17 protein-coding genes are annotated in these 24,824 nt (G+C 37.2%); 4 read left to right on the plus strand and 13 right to left on the minus strand.

Features of this window, described 5'->3' with window-relative positions:
• Positions 1-1,228: 1,228 nt before the first annotated feature.
• From ACFIKX_RS06120 to ACFIKX_RS06135, 4 genes are all read right to left on the minus strand, one after another.
• A complete protein-coding gene (locus ACFIKX_RS06120) occupies positions 1,229-2,191 on the minus strand; it encodes a DUF2125 domain-containing protein (RefSeq protein WP_375628598.1) in 963 nt (320 codons plus the stop codon).
• Positions 2,192-2,989: 798 nt separating this feature from the next.
• On the minus strand, positions 2,990-3,736 hold the full coding sequence (locus tag ACFIKX_RS06125; protein WP_375606037.1) for a glutamine amidotransferase: 747 nt from the start codon (positions 3,734-3,736) through the stop codon (positions 2,990-2,992).
• Positions 3,737-3,882: 146 nt separating this feature from the next.
• Positions 3,883-5,457 carry a heme biosynthesis protein HemY gene (locus tag ACFIKX_RS06130; protein WP_375628596.1) on the minus strand — a complete coding sequence of 525 codons (1,575 nt, stop codon included), beginning with the start codon at positions 5,455-5,457 and terminating at the stop codon, positions 3,883-3,885.
• An 11-nt stretch (positions 5,458-5,468) separates the two neighbouring features.
• Positions 5,469-6,653, minus strand: a complete 1,185-nt coding sequence (locus tag ACFIKX_RS06135) for a COG4223 family protein (RefSeq protein WP_375628594.1) — start codon at positions 6,651-6,653, stop codon at positions 5,469-5,471.
• 309 nt (positions 6,654-6,962) lie between these two features.
• On the opposite strand from ACFIKX_RS06135, the gene tsaD reads away from it, so the two are divergent.
• From tsaD to ACFIKX_RS06150, 3 genes are all read left to right on the plus strand, one after another.
• Complete coding sequence (gene tsaD, locus ACFIKX_RS06140; RefSeq protein ID WP_375628592.1) at positions 6,963-8,057, plus strand: tRNA (adenosine(37)-N6)-threonylcarbamoyltransferase complex transferase subunit TsaD; 1,095 nt, start codon at positions 6,963-6,965, stop codon at positions 8,055-8,057.
• A gap of 678 nt (positions 8,058-8,735) precedes the next feature.
• Entirely contained in the window at positions 8,736-9,170 is a 435-nt protein-coding gene (locus tag ACFIKX_RS06145; RefSeq protein WP_375628591.1) for an EVE domain-containing protein, read from the plus strand.
• 1,195 nt (positions 9,171-10,365) lie between these two features.
• On the plus strand, positions 10,366-11,046 hold the full coding sequence (locus tag ACFIKX_RS06150; protein WP_375628589.1) for a response regulator transcription factor: 681 nt from the start codon (positions 10,366-10,368) through the stop codon (positions 11,044-11,046).
• 900 nt (positions 11,047-11,946) lie between these two features.
• On the opposite strand, the gene ACFIKX_RS06155 is transcribed toward ACFIKX_RS06150, so the two are convergent.
• From ACFIKX_RS06155 to argH, 5 genes are all read right to left on the minus strand, one after another.
• Complete coding sequence (locus tag ACFIKX_RS06155; protein ID WP_375628588.1) at positions 11,947-12,717, minus strand: class I SAM-dependent methyltransferase; 771 nt, start codon at positions 12,715-12,717, stop codon at positions 11,947-11,949.
• Between the two features lie 222 nt (positions 12,718-12,939).
• Positions 12,940-15,369, minus strand: coding sequence for a TIGR02302 family protein (locus ACFIKX_RS06160; RefSeq protein ID WP_375628587.1), 2,430 nt, complete (start codon positions 15,367-15,369; stop codon positions 12,940-12,942).
• A 126-nt stretch (positions 15,370-15,495) separates the two neighbouring features.
• Entirely contained in the window at positions 15,496-16,776 is a 1,281-nt protein-coding gene (lysA, locus tag ACFIKX_RS06165) for a diaminopimelate decarboxylase (protein ID WP_375628585.1), read from the minus strand.
• A gap of 8 nt (positions 16,777-16,784) precedes the next feature.
• A complete protein-coding gene (locus ACFIKX_RS06170) occupies positions 16,785-16,964 on the minus strand; it encodes an LPS translocon maturation chaperone LptM (RefSeq protein WP_375622099.1) in 180 nt (59 codons plus the stop codon).
• 51 nt (positions 16,965-17,015) lie between these two features.
• Positions 17,016-18,416: an argininosuccinate lyase gene (argH, locus tag ACFIKX_RS06175; RefSeq protein WP_375628583.1), complete on the minus strand. Its 1,401-nt coding sequence runs from the start codon at positions 18,414-18,416 to the stop codon at positions 17,016-17,018.
• Between the two features lie 32 nt (positions 18,417-18,448).
• Between argH and ACFIKX_RS06180 the strand changes: the two genes are divergently transcribed.
• Positions 18,449-19,144 carry a TlpA disulfide reductase family protein gene (locus ACFIKX_RS06180; RefSeq protein ID WP_375628582.1) on the plus strand — a complete coding sequence of 232 codons (696 nt, stop codon included), beginning with the start codon at positions 18,449-18,451 and terminating at the stop codon, positions 19,142-19,144.
• Positions 19,145-19,146: 2 nt separating this feature from the next.
• Here ACFIKX_RS06180 and ACFIKX_RS06185 read toward each other — a convergent pair whose 3' ends face one another.
• The 4 genes from ACFIKX_RS06185 to holA all read right to left on the minus strand — a co-directional run bounded on the left by ACFIKX_RS06185 (position 19,147) and on the right by holA (position 24,823).
• Entirely contained in the window at positions 19,147-19,623 is a 477-nt protein-coding gene (locus ACFIKX_RS06185) for a YaiI/YqxD family protein (RefSeq protein ID WP_375612882.1), read from the minus strand.
• A gap of 30 nt (positions 19,624-19,653) precedes the next feature.
• Positions 19,654-20,508: a YihY/virulence factor BrkB family protein gene (locus tag ACFIKX_RS06190; protein ID WP_375628580.1), complete on the minus strand. Its 855-nt coding sequence runs from the start codon at positions 20,506-20,508 to the stop codon at positions 19,654-19,656.
• A gap of 410 nt (positions 20,509-20,918) precedes the next feature.
• Positions 20,919-21,848 (minus strand): prephenate/arogenate dehydrogenase family protein, encoded by a 930-nt coding sequence (locus tag ACFIKX_RS06195; RefSeq protein ID WP_375628578.1) that lies wholly within the window; start codon positions 21,846-21,848, stop codon positions 20,919-20,921.
• A gap of 1,934 nt (positions 21,849-23,782) precedes the next feature.
• Positions 23,783-24,823 carry a DNA polymerase III subunit delta gene (gene holA, locus ACFIKX_RS06200; protein ID WP_375628576.1) on the minus strand — a complete coding sequence of 347 codons (1,041 nt, stop codon included), beginning with the start codon at positions 24,821-24,823 and terminating at the stop codon, positions 23,783-23,785.
• Position 24,824: the final 1 nt, after the last annotated feature.

The following is a 24,824-nucleotide window of genomic DNA, read 5'->3' on the forward strand; positions in this document are numbered from 1 at the left end:
TTTAGGCAAGGTTCCAAAAATAAAAATCTCGCTATCTATCATAATAGAATTGTTTGCAACAATTTCAAAAAAACAACAGGATTGATTTTTCACCCTAAAACATAAACTTTCAGACTTAAAAGCAGTACAAAACAGCTAAGCTTTTGTTCTGTTCTATCCATCCATGACTAATCAGCAAGGGAAGAACGGAAACCCTATCCCGCATTTTTAGACAGAACACTCAAAATAAAAAATAAATTCAAATTTTACTGTCAAATATCCTTCATCATAAAAATATAATATATTGATTTACAATCATAATTTTATCATTTTTATGATAACTGATATTCTAAATTTGTCTCATTTAAAATCTATTTATATTCAATTAATTAACCCCATTTCCCCTTGCATATTGCAAATGGGAAAGCCAAATAGATAAAAACAGTAAAGAAAGGACTAAAAATGCCCCTCATAAACCGCCTCAAGTGCCAAAAGCTGCAGTAAGATTGAGAATTAGCAAATATAAGCAAATATAAATATGATGATGTTTTCCCCTAGCTTGTTACTCCGTAACCGAAAAGATGATGGTGCTTAATGGCTTTATCATTATACCATTCATAGGCGACATCGTGAAATAGGAAGCACTGAGAACTATTTTTTTAACAAATGCGTAAATATGCAATACAAATATATTCTGTTTTACGTGGAAGACATATAGCTTCATTAAAAAATATCAGAAATAAAAGGATAAGCTTAATCCATTATTTAAAAGATATAACTGTAACTGCTTTTGAAATGCGTAAAATCGAATAAAAAATGACAGTAAAGATGGATGTTGATTTTCCCCTTTACAACTTCATATCTTCCTCCAACTAGGCTATTTACTTGTTTTAAGAGGTTACACCCAAACAGATATATGCAATATGCTCATTCCATATATAAAGAAAAAGGTTCCTAAAAAGAACCACACCACCTGTATAAAAAGGCAATTCAGCATACTTTAAAATACCACTTTTCCATACAAACACTGTTGCTATATGTAGTTTGACATAAGATTTTGTACTAAGTGAAAAGAGGTTGGACGGGTTAGGAGTAGGTGGTAATTTTTTATTTTTATAGCTATTTTTTTACCATTAAATACGCATTTTGTTAAAATAAATTTTTAACACTCTAAAATTGCAAAAAAGTGTGAAAATCAGAAAAAGTCGAAATTTGGTAGTAAAGATGAAAAAAGGCTTCGGTACAATACCTAAAGTGGAGCAAGACGACCAAGTTTTAAAAAGCCTAATTTTACCCACCCATTGTTAATGAGCAAGGAAAGAACGGGAGCGCCATCCGCATTTTTAGGCAAAGCACCCAAAATAAAAAATAACGCTTGAAGATTATTGGCTTGCCCAGGAAATAAGCGCTGCAGAGTGTCAAGAAGCTTCATAGACTGAATAAGGACAAGTTCAAATTTTGCTGTCAAATATCCTTCATCATCAAAAGAAAAAGGTCCACTAATACGCACTGCACCACCTGTATGAAAAGTCAATTCACCTTGCTTTAAAAGTCCACTTTTTCCATACAGTCGTTGTTGCCAATTTTTTTCTTCATCTTCAGACAGAAAAGACATGTCATTTAAAATCCATTTCAAATTGCCATCAATTTTAGGAATATCAACAAAAGAAGATTTTAAAAAGGGAGAAGCATCAAAACCGTCAAAAGTTATATGTCCCGATAAATTATCCTTTTCATGTTTTAGATCAAAACGCAAAAATTCTGCCGTTATTTTTTGAAGCATATCTTGTGGCTCTAACGGCTGAATAATCACGTCATGCGTATTTTGCAAATGTGTCGTTTTTTTATCTGTCGTTGGTGCTCTTAATGCTTCTTGAAGCTTTTGATCTTCAGGGGAAGAGGAAAAAGATGAAATCTCAAGCCCTTCAGCTATAAACTTCAATGTTTTACCCGTTTTCCAATAAGGCTCTGTTTCAATCACCAAATTGCGCCAATGCGATACTATGGGAGTTTTTCCGGAAAAAACAATTAATGCAGGAGAATGAACATTAAACTCAACCAAATGAGGTGCATAAATTGGTGCACCAGCTGTCAAACGCCCCGTCGATAAAGAAACCCCATGTAAAGGCCAAGAAAATTGAAACTTGTCACAAACAACACCGACACGTAAAGGATAACCATCCTTGTGCACATTCTCACATACCGCCGCCATATTATGGGAAGATACTTTTGTGAATATATCAGAAACATAGTCTTCTATTTTACGCGAAAAAAAAACCAGAGTGCGCTATAAATAAATATCAGAGCAAGACAAAAGAGCCCACAAATTAAATAACTCAAAGAAAAACTTTTTTGTGATGATGGTATTTGAAAGGATTTAGACAATATTCAAACTTTCTTTATCTCTTAACTTCCTCCCCACCCTAAAAAGGATAAAGATTCCCAACCACGTTCAGTTTATACACAATCCAACTTCTTAATCGACCGGATTTTATCTACTGATCACTTCAAGAAGTCCCTATACATCGTTCTAAAGTACAGTATCTCATAAGCTCAATAAACAAGATTTTCTTAAAAAAAACCCATTACACCCTTTAACAAAAAACACCTCATGTGTAAAGTTTTACATAGATTTTCTGCCTCTAGCTTAAACCATACTGTTTTACAGCACAACAAAAATGATAATGAATAGTGTTTCTTAACGATAAAGCCATTGAGCCCCCCATCTTTACGCTTATGGAGACCCCAAAGCCAGCACCATCATTATATTTGGCTAGCCCCCAAATGTTGCGACAGCCCTTGGCACTTAAGACAGTTCATAAGAAGCATTTTTAGTCTTTTCTTATACAGTTTTTGCCCACACGCCAGCCCTACTTGTGACATGCAAACAAGAGGTTTTTATTGAGTCAAAATACACAGGTTTGGAATGAAAAAACCTTACTATATTCGGGGTTCTCATTCAATATACAAAACCGTGAATTACCTATATAAATCAATTCGTTGTCAACAATCACACAAGTACGGGCGGTGTACAAAAAATCTGGTGTAATGCGCTTTCAAACCATTGGCTCAAAGCTCGATCATAGATTAAACGACCTTTCAAATGTGCACAAGCAGGTTGAGCACCTTTTTCAGTCAATTTATGTGCCGAACGCACGACCAAACGCCGCATCATAGCGCGTGTAAATTCAGCATGAAACTGCAAGCCCCATGCATTGTTTCCATAACGAAAAGCTTGTGTAGGATATGTATTCCCTGTTGCCAAAAGCATTGCCTCTTTCGGTAAATCATAAATACCTTCATCATGGAAATGGTAGACCATCTCTGGCCAATTCATCAATTCCTTCCCTTGTGGGGTTGCTTCTAGTGGATACCAGCCGACTTCAACAGTCCCATCACTTCTTGTACCAACGCGCCCCCCTAGATTTCGCGCTAACATTTGTGCTCCAAGACAAATACCCAAAAAAGGCTTATTTTCCTTTAGTGATAACGAAATCCAATCAATTTCCTCACCAATATAGGCTTCGCTGTCATTCACACTCATCGGTCCCCCTAAAATAACAACGCCGGCATAATGCTCTAATGTATCAGGGAGTTTTTGTCCAAAAATAGGACGATAAATATCAAGAACAAAACCATTTTGTTGTAAAAATTTTCCCAAACGACCAGTATAGGTAGAGCGCCGATGAATAACGACAGCAATCCTTGGTTTGTTATTTTTTTGTTTTTTATCAAGACATCTCTGATTTAAAAACATTTTTTAACCAATCACCTCTGCTATCAAGCAAAACTTTATTTTTAAAGCATAAGAGAATAATTTTATTGGACAAGACTAACGATATTTTTTCTTCTAGGTCAATTGTTTCTTCTGAGAAAACATTCGTATTATCACATTGGTGCAATTTAAAATAAACGAAATTTTTTCCTCGATAAAGATGTTTCTTCTTCTGTTTTAACCCCTGGATCATCAACATTTAAGTGAGTTTGACTGAACATTTTTACATCTTTTTCTTTTATATCTTGTTTCTCCACCTGCACATTATGCAAAAGAGAATCATCTATAGGTGTTAATTTTTCAAGCTTCTTATCTCCAACATCATCACTTTTTCCCATAACATACTCTTTGTCTTGCTTTTTCGGCACAATCTTTTTCGGCACAATATTGTCCGCCTCTAATGTGAGAGAAGGCATACAAGGAGGCGCCTTCCATTCAAAACAGCCCAAACGTCCACTGATTGGAGAAACCGCTGACCAAGAAGAAAAAATGGCCCCATCACACATCCACACTGGATCACGTTCAGCACGAAGTGCTAAAGAAAGCCATTGACGCACAGCACCTTGATTGTTTCCCTGTGCCTCTTCAATATCTGCCAACAATAAATAAACACTTTCCCGTGGATGACATTGTAATGCTTTTTGTGCCTTCTCTCTTGCTAATGCTGTTTCACCAGCATCCAAAGCTGCTTTAGCAATAAGGAAAGCCGACTCAAATGCATCTTTATTATAAGAAGCAAGTGTCTTAGCCCTTTTCAATCGCCCAATGGCTCCTTCTTCTCTTTCAAGATAAAGCGCTCCCAAGTCAGGATGAGGCTCCTTTTGCCAAGCCGCTATAATCATTTTATCCGCTTTACGCGTTTCGTTTAATTTATAAAGAATATCAGCAGCAATAACTATTATTGGAACAAAATCAGGCGCCAATTTATGGGCTTTCAAAATAGCTTCACGTGCTTGTACAGGATGTGTATCAAACAAAGAAAGTGCCTGCCCACTTAGTAGTAAAACCTGTATATGCTGCCGCTCTGGAATCGCGCGAATAGAACGCGGGAGAGCTTTTTGCGTTCTTTCAAAAACAGTAAGTGCCTTATCCCATTTACCCTCAGTACTTAACCGATCAAGCACCGCCTGATGCGCCCATAAAAGTGCTGGCGATAAAGTCAGTGCCTCTTCAGCATATTGTTGCGCTGCCTCATAAGCTTTACTCTTCATTGCTTCACGAAACAAACCATAAAGTCCAACCAGTTTTGTCGGATCTTCCTTTCTCATCTCTTCATAAAGACCGATGGCGCGAACAGAGTCATTTTGTAAAGACAAGGTTTGCGCTTGTAAGAGTTTTACCAATGGCTCTTGTTTTCCTGCAAGATATTTAGCAACCCGTGCTTCCATTTTTTGCGCAACCATACTATCACCAGCAAAAGTTGCAAGAATCCCCTTTGAAAGAGCTTCGTAACCACGCTTTTGATGGCGTTTATAAAAATAATTGCAAAGAGCATTCGGTATGGAAAAAAAGAAAGACAATAACCACCATAAAAGCACCAGCGTTATAAAAAACAAAATAAGCACACTTAACACTGTAAGAAATGAAGCAGAAAATCTGAAATGCAAAAATGTGAGAACAAAAATACCATTGTGATTAGCTACCCACGTGAAAGCTAAACCGAGGATACAAACAACAAAAATATAAATAAAAACACGTATCATCTTGGGCCTATTTACATCTTTGTTGCTTTAAAAGATCCTTGTTGCACAGACAATAACAATTGCTGCAACAACTGTTGAATAGCAATATGTCTTTCAAGCTGCTTAACAAAATCCATTGAAACATCTTTTGCACTTTGAGGCAATGATTGCCATTCGCTCAAAGCCTTTTCGTAATCACCAGTTTGAATGGCAACTTCCATGCGTGCCGCAATAGCCCCCAGCGTTGTCCCTTCAACATTTCCAATCGGTCGCGAAACAATGAGCCCTTTTATCCACGCTAAAATTCGGTCAAAAAAACCAGCATCTGACGCAACAAGATTTTGCGTACCAACAATTGCATCGGCAACATGAGCAAAATCAACTGAAAGTTGTGCTGAACTTGGAAGACCCACTGTAGCTGTTTTTTGCAACACATCAAGTCCATTAATCGAAGGCGATAATTGCTGTAACAGCTTTAATTCATTATTATAAGATCCACCACGCTCTACAGCATTTTTTAATGAACTAATTGCAGTAAAGAGCGCGGTATCTATTTCTTTTTTCTCACTATTTTTAACAGCAGTTTCTTCCTGTAGTTCTTCTAACTGTTGTTTTAACGCAGCAAGATCATTTGCATTGCTCTGCCCAACAGACAAAGCCGTCTCTATATCTTTCGACTTTCTAACAAAAGTTTGTACAGTTTCTTCAAGAGCTTTTACTTTTTCCTCTAAAATCGCAAAAGCTTTTTTGCTTTCTTCTTTCGATAGTTCATCATTTTTCGTTGTTTTAAACTGTTGTGATGAAAAAGAAGAAAACTCTGTTTTTAACGTATCAATTTCTTGAAAGACCCGCCTCAATTGTTCCTTTGTGTCTTCACCTTGACTTTTTGCGGCTTCAGCAATCTGCAAAGCTTTTTCTCCTCCAGCAGAATTTTCCACAAAAGGAGAAGGAAAAAAACCAGCCCATTGAAGCCCCATAAAAATTCCCAAAGCAATGAATCCTCCCAGAATCCCAGAAAGGGACAAGAAAAGCCAAGTTGTACTAGAGATACTTTTATCCTGACCTTGCATATTCTGTTTTTCTCGCGCATGAGATTCTACAGAATTATGGATTTTTTCCTCTGAATCATGGGGAACAGCTTCATGTTCAATAACTGGTTTCTTACGGCGCGTACCAGCATAATGTGGTTTAACTTTTGGTTTTGAAGAATCGACCATCTCTGTCACTTTTCGTGCACACTTTTTTTAATGATAAAATAATAAAATGAAAAAAGTTTTAAAAATGCAGCTTTTCTCAATAATATTTACAATTATCGCCTTTAATAGACAAGTTTTTAAAAAACATTTGCATTTTATACTCGAAAATACAGCTTTATTTTTTAATCAACGATATCATAAAATTCAAAAAAAAAATGCCAAAACACATATTTTTCATAGAAAAAACAATTCTAAGAGAAATACTTTGCATCTTTTTCTGTTCATGGTACGCACGCAGGAAAGAAGCTTCAATATAAGGTTTTGTTTAAAATGCGTCTGCTGGGAATAGAAACAAGTTGTGATGAAACGGCAGCGGCTGTCATTGAATATAACAATGAATCAAACAGTCGAATTCTTTCCAATGTTGTTTGGAGTCAAATTGATCACCATGCACCTTACGGCGGTGTTGTTCCTGAAATTGCTGCTCGTGCCCATGTTGAAGTTCTTGATCATTTAATTCTGCAAGCACTAACAGAAGCAAACACAAAATTAAAAGATATTGATGGCATTGCAGCCACCAGTGGGCCTGGTTTGATAGGAGGATTATTGGTAGGCGTTATGAGCGCAAAAGCACTCTCTCTTGCCACTGGCAAACCATTTATTGCGGTAAATCACTTAGAGGGACATGCTTTAACAGCTGTGTTAACGCACAACGTCAGCTTTCCTTATTTATTACTTTTAGTTTCAGGAGGTCATACACAAACAATTATTGTTCATGGAGTAGGCAACTATCAACGTTTAGGAACCACTATTGATGATGCATTAGGAGAAGCCTTTGATAAAACAGCAAAACTTTTAGGTCTTCCTTATCCTGGTGGACCAGCACTTGAAAAAGCAGCTTTATTTGGTGATAAAAATCGCATCCCTCTTCCACGACCTTTAAAAGGTGAAAAACGGTTAGACTTTTCTTTTTCAGGACTCAAAACTGCTGTTCGACAAGCCGCAACAGCCATAGCTCCCCTTACAGAAAATGATATTGCTGACATTGCCGCAAGTTTTCAAGCCGCTGTGACTGATACGGTACGTGATCGTATTCACCTAGCTTTACAACACTTTACCCACCAATATCCTCTCTCTGATAATCAAGAAAAACATTCTCCTGCTTTAGTTGTTGCGGGCGGTGTTGCCGCAAACCAAGCCATTCGCTCTACGTTGCAAGAACTTGCCCATCAACATGGTTTTGAATTTATAGCCCCTCCTCTTTCCTTGTGTACCGATAATGCTGCAATGATTGCTTTTGCCGGTGCACAAAAGCTTGCACGAGGAGAAACAAGCCCTCTTGATATTGCCCCTCGCTCACGCTGGCCATTAGATGAAAAAGCCCCCCCCTTGATTGGGATGGGTCGCCGTGGAACAAAAGCATAATAAAATTGACGTCCTACACACATATTAAAGAACGAAGATTTCTACTCAATCCGGTCTATAGATAGTCCGAATTCTCTATCGAGCAGATTCCACCTGCTTCCCACTCACACAATTCACTTAACCCAAAGATCGATACGTAAACCTAAATATTCACCACACATTCTTAAAAACTTCATGTTTCAAAAAACTGCCTTATATCATTACACTTCAAATGACGGTATTTTACAGCATAATAAGATCTACTCTCTCCCACAAAGCATAGATATGAATGCCATTCGTTGACCTCATCATCTTTGACCATTTATTCGTTTCATTGTCATTGTAATTTTAAAGCTTTTTAGAACCAATTTTCTTGCTAAATTCTCTCCAACGCAATGCTCCAATGATCCTATAGTAACTACATTTCAAACAGCAGCTGAAAAGATGATTAAGCTTCCACATGGCTGAGAAATTTTAAGTCTATTAACTTCGATACACTGATATATTTTTCTGCTACAAGATAAGCAAAATACCTTTATACAACATGAAATATCAATGGAGCGCATTTTTCTATATACAAGTTATTTTGAAACAAGAAATTCTTTACCCCATTTTTAAAATTATCGTTAAGGATATTACGAAAATACTTATAAAAATCCGTATGATAAATACATAACAGTCTATGAAAAAGGAGAACTCATGGCTTATTGGCTTTTTAAATCTGAACCCCATAAATGGTCATGGGAGATGCAAAAGAAAAAAGGAGCTGATGGCGAACAATGGGATGGTGTACGCAATTATCAAGCTCGTAATAATATGCGCGCTATGAAATATGGTGATAAAGGTTTTTTTTATCATTCAAATAAAGGTTTAGAAATTGTAGGAATTGTAGAAATATGTGCTGAAGCACACCCTGATTCTACAAGCTCTGATCCACGCTGGGAATGTGTGGATATCCGTGCACTTTGTGACATGCCAACACCTGTTTCATTAAAACAAATTAAAGCCAATCCCAAACTAGCAAATATGGCGCTGGTCAAAGCCAGCCGCTTATCAGTGCAACCCGTGACAGAAGAGGAATGGAAAGAAGTCTGTTTGATGGGCAACCTTAAGAAGGAAATGCTTTTATCTTAAAACAATAAATTTTATTCATTAATAATACATTGATTTATAATGATAAATTACTGTTTTGCATGTTGAATAAGAGTCCCGAATATCGTAAGATTCTCTCATTTCAAATTTGTCCCCTGTTGAATCAATTAAAACCACTTTCTTGCACATAAAAAGCGGGATGAGTGTGTGAATAAAAATTGTTAAAGAAAAGAGTGAAAATGGCTCTTATGAACCGTCTTAAGTACTAAGGGCTGTCTCGATAACACCCATGAGCTGGCAAAGTGTGTGATCCGGCTTACTTGTTCATAAGCGTAAAGATGGGAGTGTTCGATGGATTTACCGTTAGACTCATATGAAAAAGCACTTCATATCGCACAAGGCATCCCTCTCTATTGATGTGTTTTCACGCTAAATACATAAATAGGATACTCTTCCTTATCATTTTTCATTCTGCACTCTTCTCAAGATAAAATGCCCCAAAACTGCCCCTCCTTCATTAGGTATTTTTTAGGCATTGCGACCAAAGGTAAAGCTTAAGCAACGATTATAATAAGCAACACCACGAACATAACACACAGCCCCTTCGCACACAAATGCAACGAAAAAACAAAACTGAACGTGGATAAAAAACAATAAAAATGATCGTGAAATTCTCCTAAACAGTGCATATGTGCTAGGTGTTGCACAATTCTCTTCACACTTAAAAAACGCATCATATTGCGTGTTTATTGTTTTGCATGTTGGACGAGTGCGCCTCATACCGCAGGATTCTCTCATTCCCAACCTGTTTTATATTGAATCAATCAAAAGCTATTTGCTTGCACATTCTAAGCGGAGAAAGTCCCATATAGATAAAAAACGTGAAAGAAAGGACTTAAAATTCCTCCTATGAATCGTCTCAAGTGCCAAGAACTGTCCGCAACACCCACGAGCTGGCAAAGTGAATGATAGTGCTAGCTTGTTTCTCCATAAGCGTAAAAATGATGACACTCAATGGCTAAAACACATTCTAAAGCATAAAAAATGCTTCCAACCAATACGTAAAATACTCTGCAGACGGAAACACCTTCTTTTCGGCAAACAACCATAGAAATTATAAAAGTTTATTTTTTCAAAGACTTTTTTTTAATTTTCCTCTTTTAATTTTTCTTGCATGAAATCTCATTTTTCATGAAACTATATCAATCAGTGCATCAACATGCCTATAAGGAAAAACATGAACCAATATACTCTTTTAATCGTTGAAGGCGATGATCTACGCCCCATTTTAGTAGAACAATTGCAAATGCATCAAGAATTTAAAATTTCCCAAGCAAAAACAGCAGAAGCGGGAATGAGAATAATCCAAAAAGAAAATATTGATCTCACTATTTTGGGATTTCAACTTCCTGATCTTGATGGCTACAAAGCCGTTAAACAATTACGCACCCAAGGATTTCGTGCCCCCATTATCATGATAACAAATTATGATACAGACTGTGATAATATTTTAGATCTTGAAACAGGCGCCAATGATTATGTAACAAAACCCTTTCGCTTTGCAGTGTTATTGGCGAGAATTCGAGCACAGTTGCGCCAATATGAACAAAATGAAGACGCAACCTTTCATATTGGTCCCTATACTTTTAAACTAAGACAAAAACTTCTTCTTGATCAATGCAACAATAAAATCTGTCTCACAGAAAAAGAAGCAGCGATCCTTAAATGTCTCTATTATGCCAATGATAAAATTGTCAGCCGTGAAATATTGTTAGAACAAGTTTGGGGATATAATGAAAATATTATCACCCATACTTTAGAAACCCATATCTATCGTTTGCGACAAAAAATCGAAAACGATCCCTCCAATGCACAAATTCTCATAACAGATCAAAATGGTTACCGTTTAAATCTTTAATTCGAGATTTACTGTTTCAAAAATAATTTTAATATCCTAAATGAAAACAGAAACGAGATGAAAAAACCTTCGCATATAATTCGAATGCTATTACTTAGAACTTACTCTTATGACAAAATATATAACATTATGAATAAAAAACGAAATATTCCAACATGAGAACCAGAAACAAAAATGCTTTCAACCCTCACGATATACTTTGTAACTTCTGTTTCACATGCTTTTGTTCTTTCTAAAGTTTTTAATATGTTTCGCATATAAATAATCGTGATATCTTTTAGCAACATTCTTGATCATAACTATCATCTTTAGATGAGTGCTATTTATAATTATTTTTTTCAGAAAAACCGCTCCACGCATTGCTTTATCTCACATTCACTAACCTAACTTGAGAGATGTTTTTTATCTTTATAGTTTTCCTCCATTCTTTATGACTTTATCTCCTCTTAAGAGATTATATAATTCATGATATAACGCTAAATGTTTATCCTAACGATAAAGCCACTGAGCACCACCATCTTTACGCTTATAAAAGAACAAGCCAGCACCATCACACACTTATGTTAGATCTCGATGTTGCAGAGGAGCCCTTGATACTTGAGATGGTTCATAAGAAGCATTTTAATCCTTCCTTGTACAGTTTTTAACCACCATAAACCATATTATGCAAGATCCTTTGGACTCTGCTATTTTTATGCTTACGAAGATACCAGCATTTTTTCTTTTAAAATGTTTCCGCTATTCATGAAATATGGTTCGATATATAGATACTTGAGATTTTTATTCACATACCAATTCCACATATTAATGTACAAAAGAATATTTTTTAATTGTAAATGCAAAAAATTGAAATAAGAGAATCCTTTTATACTTGCGGTTCTTATGACAATGACAAAATGATTAATTATCTTTATAATTTAAAATATTTCTTGTCTGTGGTGATAAAGCAGGAATAAAAATACGTCGCGACTGACGACGCTGTACGAGCAGACCCTGATAAACACGTTTTTGTGCCTGACACATTAAGAGTCCACCAAAATAAGGCAAAAGATAGCGAGCAAATGGCTCGTAAAAAAATGAGAACAACCGCGAATAATACCCCGTAGAGGGCATATAGTGTACAATTTCTTGTATTGGTCCAGAAATAAAATTTGTTTTTTCGAACAAACGAATAAGCTGTTGTTGACTATAAGGTTCGCCATAACCAAAGGGCGTAGTCGTATTGCGCGCCCAAAAGCCAGAGCGATTAGGAACAATAACGATCAAATGACCATTGGGTGCTAAAACACGCCATATTTCATTCAACGTTTCAAATGAATTTTCTGTATATTCTAATGCATGGACCAATAAAATACAATCAACTGACGCATCAGGAAGCGGCAAATCTTCTTCAAAAACAAGCGCTGTAGCAACTTTCTCAGCACAAGGCCAAGGCGAAACACCCTGAGCAGCAGGCATAAAAGCAAAACATTGTTGGGCACGTTCACGCAATACAGAAAGATAAGGAATCGCATAACCCAACCCCATAATCCGTTTATCCGTAAGATCAGGCCACCATAAATTTAACTGGTCACACAGCGTCTTTTGCACACGCAGCCCAAGTGCAGAAGCATAAAAATCTTTCAGCGTAACGATATCCAACTCAACATACCATGTAGAAACAAATTTCAAACATTACAGATTTTCATATACCAAACCTATATGGACTTCTGCTTTTTTTCCGCAATAGCGAACATTTCAATATTGCATATTTTAAACTTAAATGATTAAAAAATCAGTACAATAGGATGATTATTGCCTTACAAGCACTTTAATCATTTTTTTGGAGATAAACCCCATAGAGGTTCTTCATATACTGTTTTTGACATCAATTAAGAAAAAAGCCAACACTGGTTAATTAAAATGAAGCAATCTTTCAAGATAGTTTTTTTCTTCTTCTGAAAGATGCTCTTTACCAAGACGTTTGCGAATTTCATCCAAAATCTGCCGCGTACGCATTTGATCACTTTCTTGTGGTAGTGCCTCGCCTTCTTGTTCTTCATCTGTTGTTGAAGAAAGTGGACGTCCTAACGGATCTTTAGGACCAAAATCAGCATTTTGATCATCTCCCGTTTCTTTAAGTGTTTCGCGCATTTTTTTCAAAACATTTTGTGCACCTTGCCTCAAAGATTCCAAAGCATCAGACTGATTTTGTATAGATACCTGATGATTTCCATTATCAAGAGCATTTTCCGCAGAATTCATTTTTTCTTCTGCCCTTTTCAACGCCCCCCCTGTTTCAAATCCTTGTTCTGATAATTCTTTTTCTAATGTTGATAATTCAGATTGCAATTCAGCTTGACGTTTTTTTAAAGATTTTTTTTGTGTTTCCGGTACATTTTCTCCGCGTTTTTGTTCCATCTCTAACTGATGTGTTTCATTGAGAATTTCTTGCTGACGACGCATTAAATCTCCAAGCTGGTCCATCTTTTCTTTCATTTGTGCAGATTGGCTTTTTTCTCCCTCATTTTGATTGCCTTTTTGCACATGCAAATGATCAAGCGTCTGTTCAACTTCCGCCAAGAGTTGTTCAGCTGCTAAAGAAGAGCCCGTTTTAGCCATTTCCTCAATTAAATTTAGCTTTTCTTGTAATGTAGATTCAGAAAGATTAGGACTTTTTGAGCTTTTAGAATTTTTAGAAACTTGACTATCCGGTGCTTTTTCAGCCAAAGCACGAATATACTCATCCATAGCTTGACGTAAATCTGCCATAAGCCGTTCAATTTCTGCCGCTGAAGCACCGTAACGCAATGCATCACGTAAAGCAGCTTGTGCTTGTTTTAACTTTTTTTGCACGGATTCAAGCTGATTATCTTCAATACCCAAAGCAATTTGCCATAAATAATCCACCACATCGCGCAAATCCTCGTCTGTTTGTGCTAAAGAAAGTCTTGTCCACGCACTTTGTAGAACAATAAAATGCGATGCATTTTGCAACCCCTTTTCTGGACGCACAAGCAAAGCAGAAAGCATATCCAATACACGCTCTTTCACAGAAGCATCAAGAGCTAATAGACGACGCAATTCAACCACTGCGCGTGCAACAGGATTCGAAAAAACACGCTGTGGTAATATCATAACAAAAGTTTTGCTACGCCCTTTCTGCCCCGCACCATCTTCTGCCACCAAAGTAATTTTGACTTGCGAACCTGCCCATGGATGCGCTGATATATCCTGCACCATTCGCATTTTCCCCTTTCCACCACGCGGAAGAAGAAGTTCTATTTCCGGAGCATTATAAAGAGAAGAAGCACTTTTATTCTGAGGAAGAAAAGGCTCTATTTCAACAAAAGCCTTTGTCACACCATAATCATCATCCACCACATATCGTAACTCCAATGATCCCGTTAAAATCCTCCCTGGTTTTTCCAACCAATGAATTGTTGGACGCGTGTCCTTAATTATCTGCAAATGCCATTGCTGTTTTTTACGACGTGATGATACAAATAAATTTATTGGATGCTTTAAATGTGTTTCAAAATGAACAATTGGATCATTCAAAGCTGTTTGTTCCGTTTTCTCTGAAAACGAAACTTCCCTCCCATCTTCTACAGACTTTGCTTTTACTGTAATGCCAGCCCCATTGACAACACGCACAACAACATTACTCCCTTCAGGGATTTCTAGTTGTGTTTTCTCATCTTTTGTCAAATAAATCGGTGCCACACCGGTATAAGCAGGTGGTGTTACCCAAGCATCAATCCGCATGAGTTTTTCATCAACGATAGGACGAAAATCAAAGGCATCAGCCAAACGCCCCCCTTGTGAACCAAAAGAAAAACTAAAAGCGCACACAAAAAGAAGAGCACACAAAGCCCTCAAAGCCAAAGGATCATAATCCGCATTATTAAGAGAGATAAATCCAGTTTTTAAATGGTATAATTGCTTTGCCATTCGGCGTTGATGTTCACGCCAAATAACAGCACTAAAATCTTCATCATTTTCAGAACATAAACGATCTGTCTGAATATTCAAAGGCTGGTGTCTAAGATCATTGACGCGTTCAAGGCGGCAATTTACTTCCCGCATTGTGGGAAACCGAAAACGAATAAGAAAAAATAAACTCGCCCCAGCACAAATAAGTATAACCCCAAGTAAGAGCAAATGTGACCAATAGCCCAAAATACCAAAAAGTCCCAACCAGCTAAACGAACAAAAGAGACTAAGAACGAGGAAAAATGGCAACAACCGTACCCACATCCGTTCAAATGAAAGGATCCCCCACATCAAAATGCGCACACACAAAAGCTTCATTGCAAAACCTTTGATGTTTTTATTTTTCATAAACAAGCATTTATCCCCTTTTATCGTGGTGCATTAAGATCATAAACCCCATACAAAACAATTTCTAGAAAATAAATTGTTTCATCAAAGTTTAGTAAAAATAAGACCCAAAATATTTAATAATGCTCAATCTAATTTGGGCTCAATCCAATCTGGAATATGATCACAGCCTATCAATTGTGCATAATCAAGGCGTGGACGAATGACTGCATAACGCGTATCCTGAACCAGAACTTCCGGCACCAAAAGTCGACTATTATAAGTGCTTGCCATCACTGCGCCATAAGCCCCTGCTCCTGTTAACATCAAAACATCACCCGCTTTTAACACTGGTAAAGAACGTTCCAAACCTAAATAATCACCAGTTTCACAAATAGGACCGACAATATCAGCATTAATCAGAGGGGCATCTATTGGTGTTTTTTTCACTGGCATTACATTTTGCCACGCATCATAAAGCGTTGGACGCATGAAATCATTCATCGCCGCATCAACAATAACAAAATTTCGTCCTTCCCCCTTTTTAAAATACACAACCGATGTCACCAACACACCGGCTTCACCAACAATACTACGCCCAGGTTCTAGGATAATATTGATCCCTAAAGGCGCAATATGTTTCTTTACCAGTGCTGCATACTCAAAAGGAGAAGGTACTGGATGCTTCTCATAACCATAAGGAATACCAAGCCCGCCCCCAATATCGATATGGGTTATCGCATAACCATTATTCCATAATTGACGCACAAAATCTGCAACAATAACAAATGCATCTTCAAACGGTTTTAAATCACAAATTTGACTGCCAATATGGAGATCAACACCACACACATGAAGACCAGGCAATTGAGCTGCTTTTTTATATACATCACCCGCCAAAGACAGTGGAATACCAAATTTATTCTCAGACTTACCTGTTGTAATTTTCTTGTGAGTCTTAGCATCCACATCAGGATTAATGCGTAAAGAAATACGAGCCGTTTTTGAAAGCGCAGCAGCCCGCGCCGATAATTGTTCAAGTTCTGGCTCTGATTCAACGTTAAAACAATAAATATCTTGTGCAAGAGCAAAATCTATTTCTCTCACTGTTTTACCAACACCAGAATAAACAATATTCTGCGCAGGAATACCAACAGCAAGTGCACGCCGTAATTCCCCTTCTGAGACCACATCAGCTCCCGCTCCATTGTTAGCTAAAAGTTGTAAAACTGCTTGATTGGAATTCGCTTTAACCGCATAAGCAATTAAACTCGGCATATCATGAAATGCATTCTGATAATCTTTAAAATGTGCAACGATTGCGCTAGCTGAATAACAATAAAAAGGTGTTTCAACTTCTCGCGCAAGTTCCAAAAGAGAAAGACCTTCAGCGTGAAGCACACCCTGATGATAAGAAAAAAAACGCATAAAAATTCCTATTGTATTAACCGATCAAGAATAAAAGGTTTATCTGTTTTACCTTGAGAAACAAAAGTTCCTTGTGAAGAATTCACTCCTGTTGAAGGAGGTAACTCTAATGACCCTTTACGCCCACACCCAACGATACCCAAGCCCCCAAAAAGGACAATTATCAACCCCTTTAATATAATTTTCATCTGTCCTCTTTCCTCATCTCGATCTCTTTGTTACCTTTAAAATACAATCACTCAAGCGCTCACGAGACGCTTTTTCCAATACGCAATTTGCCGAAGAACCTCTGAAGGCGCTGTTCCCCCAAAGCTTTTACGACTTTCAACAGATTTTTCAACGGTCAAAACATCAAAAAGTGTCGCATTGATATCAGGACAAATTGCTTGAAGTTCATCTAATGATAAATCATGAAGGCGACACTGTTTTTTTTCTGCCAATGCCACAGCACACCCTGTGATGTGATGTGCTTCGCGAAAAGGAATCCCTAAATTGCGTACAAGCCAATCCGCAAAATCTGTAGCTGTTGCATACCCTAAATCCGCTGCTTGTTTCATGGCTTTTTTATTCACTTTCAAATCAGCAATCATCCCTGTCATTGCTGCTAGTGATAATTCCAAACTCAAAGCCCCATCAAACACATATTCCTTATCTTCTTGCATATCCTTTGAATAAGCAAGCGGTAATCCTTTCATCACCGTTAACAATCCCATAAGTGCACCATTCAATCGACCTGCTTTCGCTCGTACTAACTCTGCCGCATCAGGATTTCTCTTTTGTGGCATAATGGAAGACCCTGTTGAAAAAGCATCTGATAAATGAATAAAACAAAACTGTTCACTTGACCAAAGAATTATTTCTTCTGCTAAACGTGAAAGATGTGTTGCACAAAGAGCGCCAGCGCTTAAAAATTCCAATGCAAAGTCACGATCTGAAACACTATCAATTGAATTGCGTGTAGGTTCCCGAAAGCCTAGCGCTTTTGCTGTCATAAAACGGTCAATTGGAAAGCCTGTCCCCGCTAAAGCAGCCGCCCCTAAAGGCGATTCATTCATTCGCTCAACAGCATCACGCATCCGCGATAAATCTCGACCAAACATTTCAACATAAGCCATCATATAATGGCCCAATGTTACGGGTTGGGCTAATTGTAAATGCGTAAAGCCTGGCATAAAGGTATCAACATGTTGTTCTGCGCGAATAAGTAATTGCTCTATCAATCCTTTTAAAGCTTGTGCTATCTTTTGCGTTGCTTCACGTACCCACAAGCGAAAATCAACAGCCACTTGATCATTGCGTGAACGCGCCGTATGCAAACGCCCAGCAACAGGACCAATCAACGCACTCAGCCGCGCTTCAATATTCATATGAATATCTTCAAGCTTTCGTGAAAAAACAAATTTATTCTCTTCAATTTCTTGGTGAATAATTTTTAAACCATGAGAAATTTTTTCATAATCAGACTGTGAAATGATTTTCGTTTGCGATAACATCGCAGCATGAGAAAGGGAACCTTCAATATCTTGTCGATAAAGTTTTTGATCAACATCAATTGAGGCATTAATTTCTTCCATAATTGCGGAAGGACCTGCCGCAAATCGACCACCCCATATTTGGTTCTTTAACTTCTCATCTGTCATATTCTGAAAACACCCATCCAAAGGACAAAATTATGATTTTTCAAATTTTCATCAGCGAAAAAAACAATAAAAAAAGGCAACTCTCCCTTACTTTCTTTATCATTGCATTGAGTTTATACGCAACCATAAACTACGATACCAAAAGAGAGTTTTTTCTTTTCAATTTCATTTCAGCAGCACAAGCACAAGAAATAAATACTGATAAAGCACGAGCAGAAAAAATGATGGCGATACGAAAAGCAGCAAAAGGCTTTTTTAGCCACATACGATTTGCTGATACGCCCTCAGATATGAATAAACTCTCTTTCAAGGATATTCTAGGAAAAGAGCACACACTCAGCGAATTTATCGGAAAACCAATGCTGGTCAATCTATGGGCTATTTGGTGTGCACCTTGCCGCACAGAAATGCCTGAACTTGCGCAATTAAAACGTGAATTAGGTGGAGAAAACTTTGATGTCATAGCTATAAATATCGATAAAACTGCTTCTCCTGAAAAAATTCAGCAATTTTTACAGAATATTCATTCAGATAATTTGCTTTACTATCGCGATGAAACAATGGATATTTTCAACAATGTTAGAAAACAGGGGCTCGCTTTAGGACTCCCCATTACATTGCTCATTGATAAAGAGGGATATCTCATTGCTTCCTTCAATGGTGCAGCTCCATGGGCCAATGACGATGCCAAAGCACTTATAAAAGCAGTCATTAAAGAAGCCCTATAACTTTAATAACCGCGTCTTTTTAAACGTTGTATAACAAGATCCAGTGCTGACAAAAAAGCAGAACGGTCTTTACGAGAAAAAGGACGGGGACCACCTATTATACTGCCCTGTCCACGCAAATCTTCCATCAAATTGCGCATCGCCAAAGCCTGACCAATTGAATTTACATCAAAAATACGCCCCGTTGGCGAAAGACAAAAACCCCCAGCTTGCACAACCCGCGCTGCTAAAGGAATATCACTGGTAATAACGATACTTGCCTCATGCACATGTTCTACGATCCAATCATCAGCACCATTGAATTCACCAGCAACGACCACTCTTTCAATGAGTGCTTCATCTGGAAGGGACAAAGAACGATTTGCCACAACAAATGTCTTAAGCTGATAACGATTCATCACACGATAAACTTCATCTTTTACAGGACAAGCATCTGCATCAATCAACAAAGTGATAGCAGGCTTTATTGGGATAATCATACCTTGGCTTTCAAGCAATAATAAGCTCTTTCATTTATCTGAATGTTGCAAATCCTTGCGATAAAACATTATCGCCGCGTTTATTTCTCCTCCCAAAATAAAAATTGCACTCAATATGTACAGAAAAATAATAGCAACCATAATAGATGCCAACCCTGCATAGGTAGAAATATAATCAAACATCGTTAAATATTGCGCAAAAGCGATAGAAGCCATAAACCATATAAACATTGTCACCACTATTCCTGGTAAAATATCTATAATTTTCCGCCGCCCTGCTGGAAGCCATTTATGAACAATCAAAAGACTGATAAACAAAATAACGATTGCAACTGTATAACGCCATACACGAATAACAGCAATATATTCAGTCATAAAAAAAGAATGATTTTGCATAATTTTGATCAACAAAGGCGCCAGAATCAATAAAAAACTAATCACAACAAGACCAACAGCTCCAAGGATTACAAAAAACAGACTTTGAAAACGACAAAACAACAAGCTCCGTCGATCAGTAACTCGGTAAGCTTTATTTAAAGCCGTACGCAAAGCCTCTATCCCATTAGAAGCAAAATAAGCCGTTCCAATGACAGAAAGCGTCAACACACCTCCTCGATGAATGGTTAAAACATTAACAATTTCCTGAGATAAAGGCTCTGCAATAACATCAGGCAATAACTGCACCAGTGCTTTAATTTTCTGCGGTGTATAAGTAAAAGCACCTAGAAAACGAGCAAACGATGTTCCAAAAATAAAAAAAGGGAAAAATGCTAAAAGCCCCGATAGCGCAACATGGCTTGCAAAAGCACTCCCACTATCACGCCAATAATGACTTACTGCGTCACCAAAAATACGATAGCTATACCAAAAGATATTTTTTAACAAAACTCAATACTTTCTGGTAAAACTCTTCCTCAGTCTATTTCAAGTTTTATAAAAATCATCAAAACTCTGCAAATAAACATTTTGCAATGTTGCAATATAAAGGTTAATAATCAATACGGTCAAGCCCGACTTTATACGAAAACAAAAACAATAACCCACTCTATGAAGTTCTACAACGACCTCATTTTTTTGTTACTTCTACAGATCAGTAACCTCTTCTGTACATCATATGCCCTATAGAGAGCTAAGCAAGATGATCGTGCACACATAAAACCTTTTAAAGTCATGATTATCTGTATCGGAGCAATCGCCCCTCCTTTTTATTGCAATCTATGACTGAAGAAAGAAAAAACTTCTTATTGATTTCTAGAAAAAACCAACGAAATTCAACAAAACCCCCTTGCTTTTATTCACCCTTTTTTAGAAACACTCTGACGTCCAAAATCAGGAGCATCAATTTCCTGGCCAGCATCAATAATATTGCGACGTACAGCACGCGTACGTGTAAAAAAGTTAAACAGTGTCTCACCATCTCCTAAATGAATTGCCCGTTCTAAAAAAGCAAGCCCTTCACTAAAACGACCCAACATTTCTAAAATAGCATCTTTATTATGCAAACAAATATCTCGCCACATAACGGGATCAGAAGAGGCCAAACGCGTAAAATCACGAAAACCAGAAGCGGAATAAGCAATCACTTCCGAATTTGTTACTTTTTCTAAATCACTCGCTGTCCCAACAGTATTATACGCAATCAAATGGGGTAAATGTGAAACAATAGCCAAAACAAGATCATGATGCTTAGGTTCCATCTTTTCGACACGCGCACCACAAGCTTCCCAAAACGCTGTTAATTGTGCGACAGCAGCAGCATCGCTATCCGCAAAAGGCGTTAAAATACACCAACGATTCATAAATAAATCAGCAAAACCAGCATCCGGTCCTGAATATTCCGTTCCAGCAATTGGATGCCCTGGAATAAAATGAACCGTTTTGGGCAATAAAGGTGCCATTTCCGCAATAACCAACGCTTTCGTAGAACCAACATCACTCACAATCGCTCCAAGTTTTAAATGATCACGAATGGTTTTTGCCACTTCTGCACTAGCCCCAACAGGAACAGAAAGAATAACTAAATCTGCTCCTTCAACAGCTTTTGCATTATCTGTCGTATAAAAATCCCCAAGCTCCAATTCACGCGCTCTTTTCAGGGTTTCTGGACGACGTGTTGCAATAGAAATCTGAGTCGCAAGATTTTTCTTTTTAATCACTCTTGCTAAAGAAGACCCAATCAGACCGATCCCAATGAGTGCTATTTTTTCAAACTGAATATGGAGCATCTTTCACCTTCAAAGATTCTTTGCAAATGGCAATAAAGACAATTGTAAAATCACAATTTTCTTGTTTGTTTGTTCAAGAGTTATGCGTAAAACATTAAAAAATGACAACTAGGGAATAAAGAATAACGCAGTTTACCAATTATCACCTGCGCAAGCTGACAACAGATCACTTTACCTAGAAAACACATAAAAAATAAATGACGAGAAATCTAACATCACGCTCTAAAACTCCCTCTTAATTACTGATCAAAGCGCATCACCGAAACAAAATAAAATGCACTCTCAATTAGGATAACAACGACTCTACATAAAATCCCATCAGTTTACTTTATCTTACTAATTTACTCACAAAAAAACACATCAAAAGCGTAAGCAGACACTAACTCTTCTCCAATTATCCCGATACGTTCATTAATTTGTACATTAGACCTATATAAAAACGTATTGCGCCTCCACCTACAAACATCAACATAAGTTTCGCGAATATTGAAAACACCGTAAAACAACGCATACCAACAGATACCATTAAAAACATTTTCCTCTCCCGATTCCGGATACCATAAATCAAATAAATATGAGAAAAACACGCCCTCTCAATAAAGAAAAAGTTTGATAACAAAAACACCGAATATCCCTTTAATGGAATCACACCCCTCACGTAAAACAGAACGCCCTCAACAGAATAAATTTGGATTATAAATTCATGGGTTTGTTTTAAAAAGCATCTCGCTCCCTAGCCTATCTCACGACAGTGTTCGTAAATGTTATAACTATAAATCTATTAAGCACGACCCTCTTCACACTTAATAAAACACTATCATTATATTTTCCTACCCCCAATGTTGCAAAAAACCTTGGAATTTGAGAGCATTCATAAGAGGCATTTTTAGTGCTTTCTTGTACAGCTTTTATCCACACGCCCCCCCCTTATGACGTGCAAAAGACATTGTTCTGATTGATTTAATATGAAAAATAATAAATTATTAATAATAAACAATGGCTAGCTCTGTTTATGAGACACATTCATTGCTAAGATAATCATCTCTGTATCAAACATAAAAGTTTCCCCATAAGTGCTGTCGTTTTCATCATAATCTATTTTGACCTTCTCCTCATCCCACGAAGATTCTTAATTCATACAGATCTGCACACTATTCACTTTCTTGTCTAAAAGATTCCTCTAGCTCACTATTTTATGTGATTCAATTAATCTATAATATATTGATTTATAAAAATAACAATTTTTTTCAATTTAAATCATAACTTCGAATACTGTAAAATTCTTCCATCACAAACCCTCTTATCAATTAAAATCTCTTGTCTACACGTCACAAGAAGACATGTGAGCAAAATGATGAAAAACGCTCTCTAATGCTAAAAACTGTAGCAACATTAGAGGCTAGCAAAGTATATAATGAGTGTCGACTTGCACTTTTATTAAGCGTAAAGATAAAGTTGCTCTATGGGTTTTATATTCTTCACAAGGAACTTTACTTCTACACCATTCATAAACACCGACGCGAAATAGATATGACGCGCATTGAAAAATATTTCTAAGAAAGCGTATGAATCTACCATACAAGTGTCTTCTGTTGTTTGAGATACTCTGTTTTACATGGGGGTGTTACTCCATTAAGACTCTATGAACCAACCTAATATTCACCAAATACCCACACAAAAAACACCGAATGCGTAAAATTTCACCTGAGCCTTATATTACTAACCTAAAGAACAGTGTTTTGCGGCACAATAAGATAATAAAACTGTATCAAGATTGTCTTTTTAAGGAAAGTTTTTATCAAACTTTCAAGCTCTTAAAACGCCTTCTCAAAAATAGCGTTCCTTTAACCTCTACCTGATAACGCAAAAGCTGTAATTGCTGAAAATGCTTCTGTATTGTATTTAAAATAAAAAATCATAATATTTTTAAAACACTAAGCGGCCATCTGGCGTCGTGCAATAATTGTAAGCCCTAACAAAACTTGACGAATGATAGCTTCAGCCAAAAGCGGATTTTTACGGCTGTCTAAAACAGCACTCTGAATTCTTTCCATCGCATAAGAAATTTGCTCTAACTTCCAATATTTTAAAGCTTGTTCAACGATCTTTTTCCGTTGAAAAAAAATGGGAGGACGAGCTTCAGAAACCACCGTAAAAGACGATTTTCCTTCAACCTCTACCTGATAACGCAAGAGCTGTAATTGCTGAAAATGCCTTTGAGCTGTACTCAAAATTAAAAAAAGTGCCCCCTGCACTGCTGCATGTCGGTTAAAATGCGCTTCAAAGCCTGATATATCGCCCAATAAAAGAGCATCAATGACTTCATCTTGAGAAAGAACACTTACATCACTTACAACAGCTTTCACATCTTCAAGAGTAATATGAACATTTGCAGCGTAAAGACAAAGCTTTTCTAATTCACCTCGTGATACAAGGCGATCCGCCCCTAAACATTCATGCAACCATCTACGTGCATCTAAAGAAAGAGTCTTCTTAAACTGTCCTAAAACCTCATCAATCAAACCGTCAAGAGACCGCATATCATCGGCAAAACAGGGCAAAGCCATCGCTTTTGATGCTGTTTCAATAGCATTGCGTAACCCTGTTCCTTTTTTTAAATCCCCTGCCTCAATGAGAATAAAACAAGCTTCTGGTGGTTTCTCAATTAAAAGCTTTAAAGCAGCAAGAAAACCTTTTTGGTTAGCCGCATTAGAGATCCATATCAAACGATCTCCCCCAAAAAGCGATAACGTACGCGCTTCATTTTCCAAACGTGCAGGATCTTTATCAATTTCAGCTGCATCCAAACGAACTGTTGAAAATGGATCTTCTATTGCCACCCGTGTAAGCTTAGCAAAATGTTGTGCACGCTCACAAATAAGACCACGATCTGGCCCATAAATGAGAACAATAGGAAAAGCACGTGAAAAACGCATTAGAAACTGATCAACTTCATGTGCTTTTTTCTGAGCCACA

The organism is Bartonella sp. CM86QHHN, assembly GCF_042194695.1.
Lineage (GTDB): Bacteria > Pseudomonadota > Alphaproteobacteria > Rhizobiales > Rhizobiaceae > Bartonella.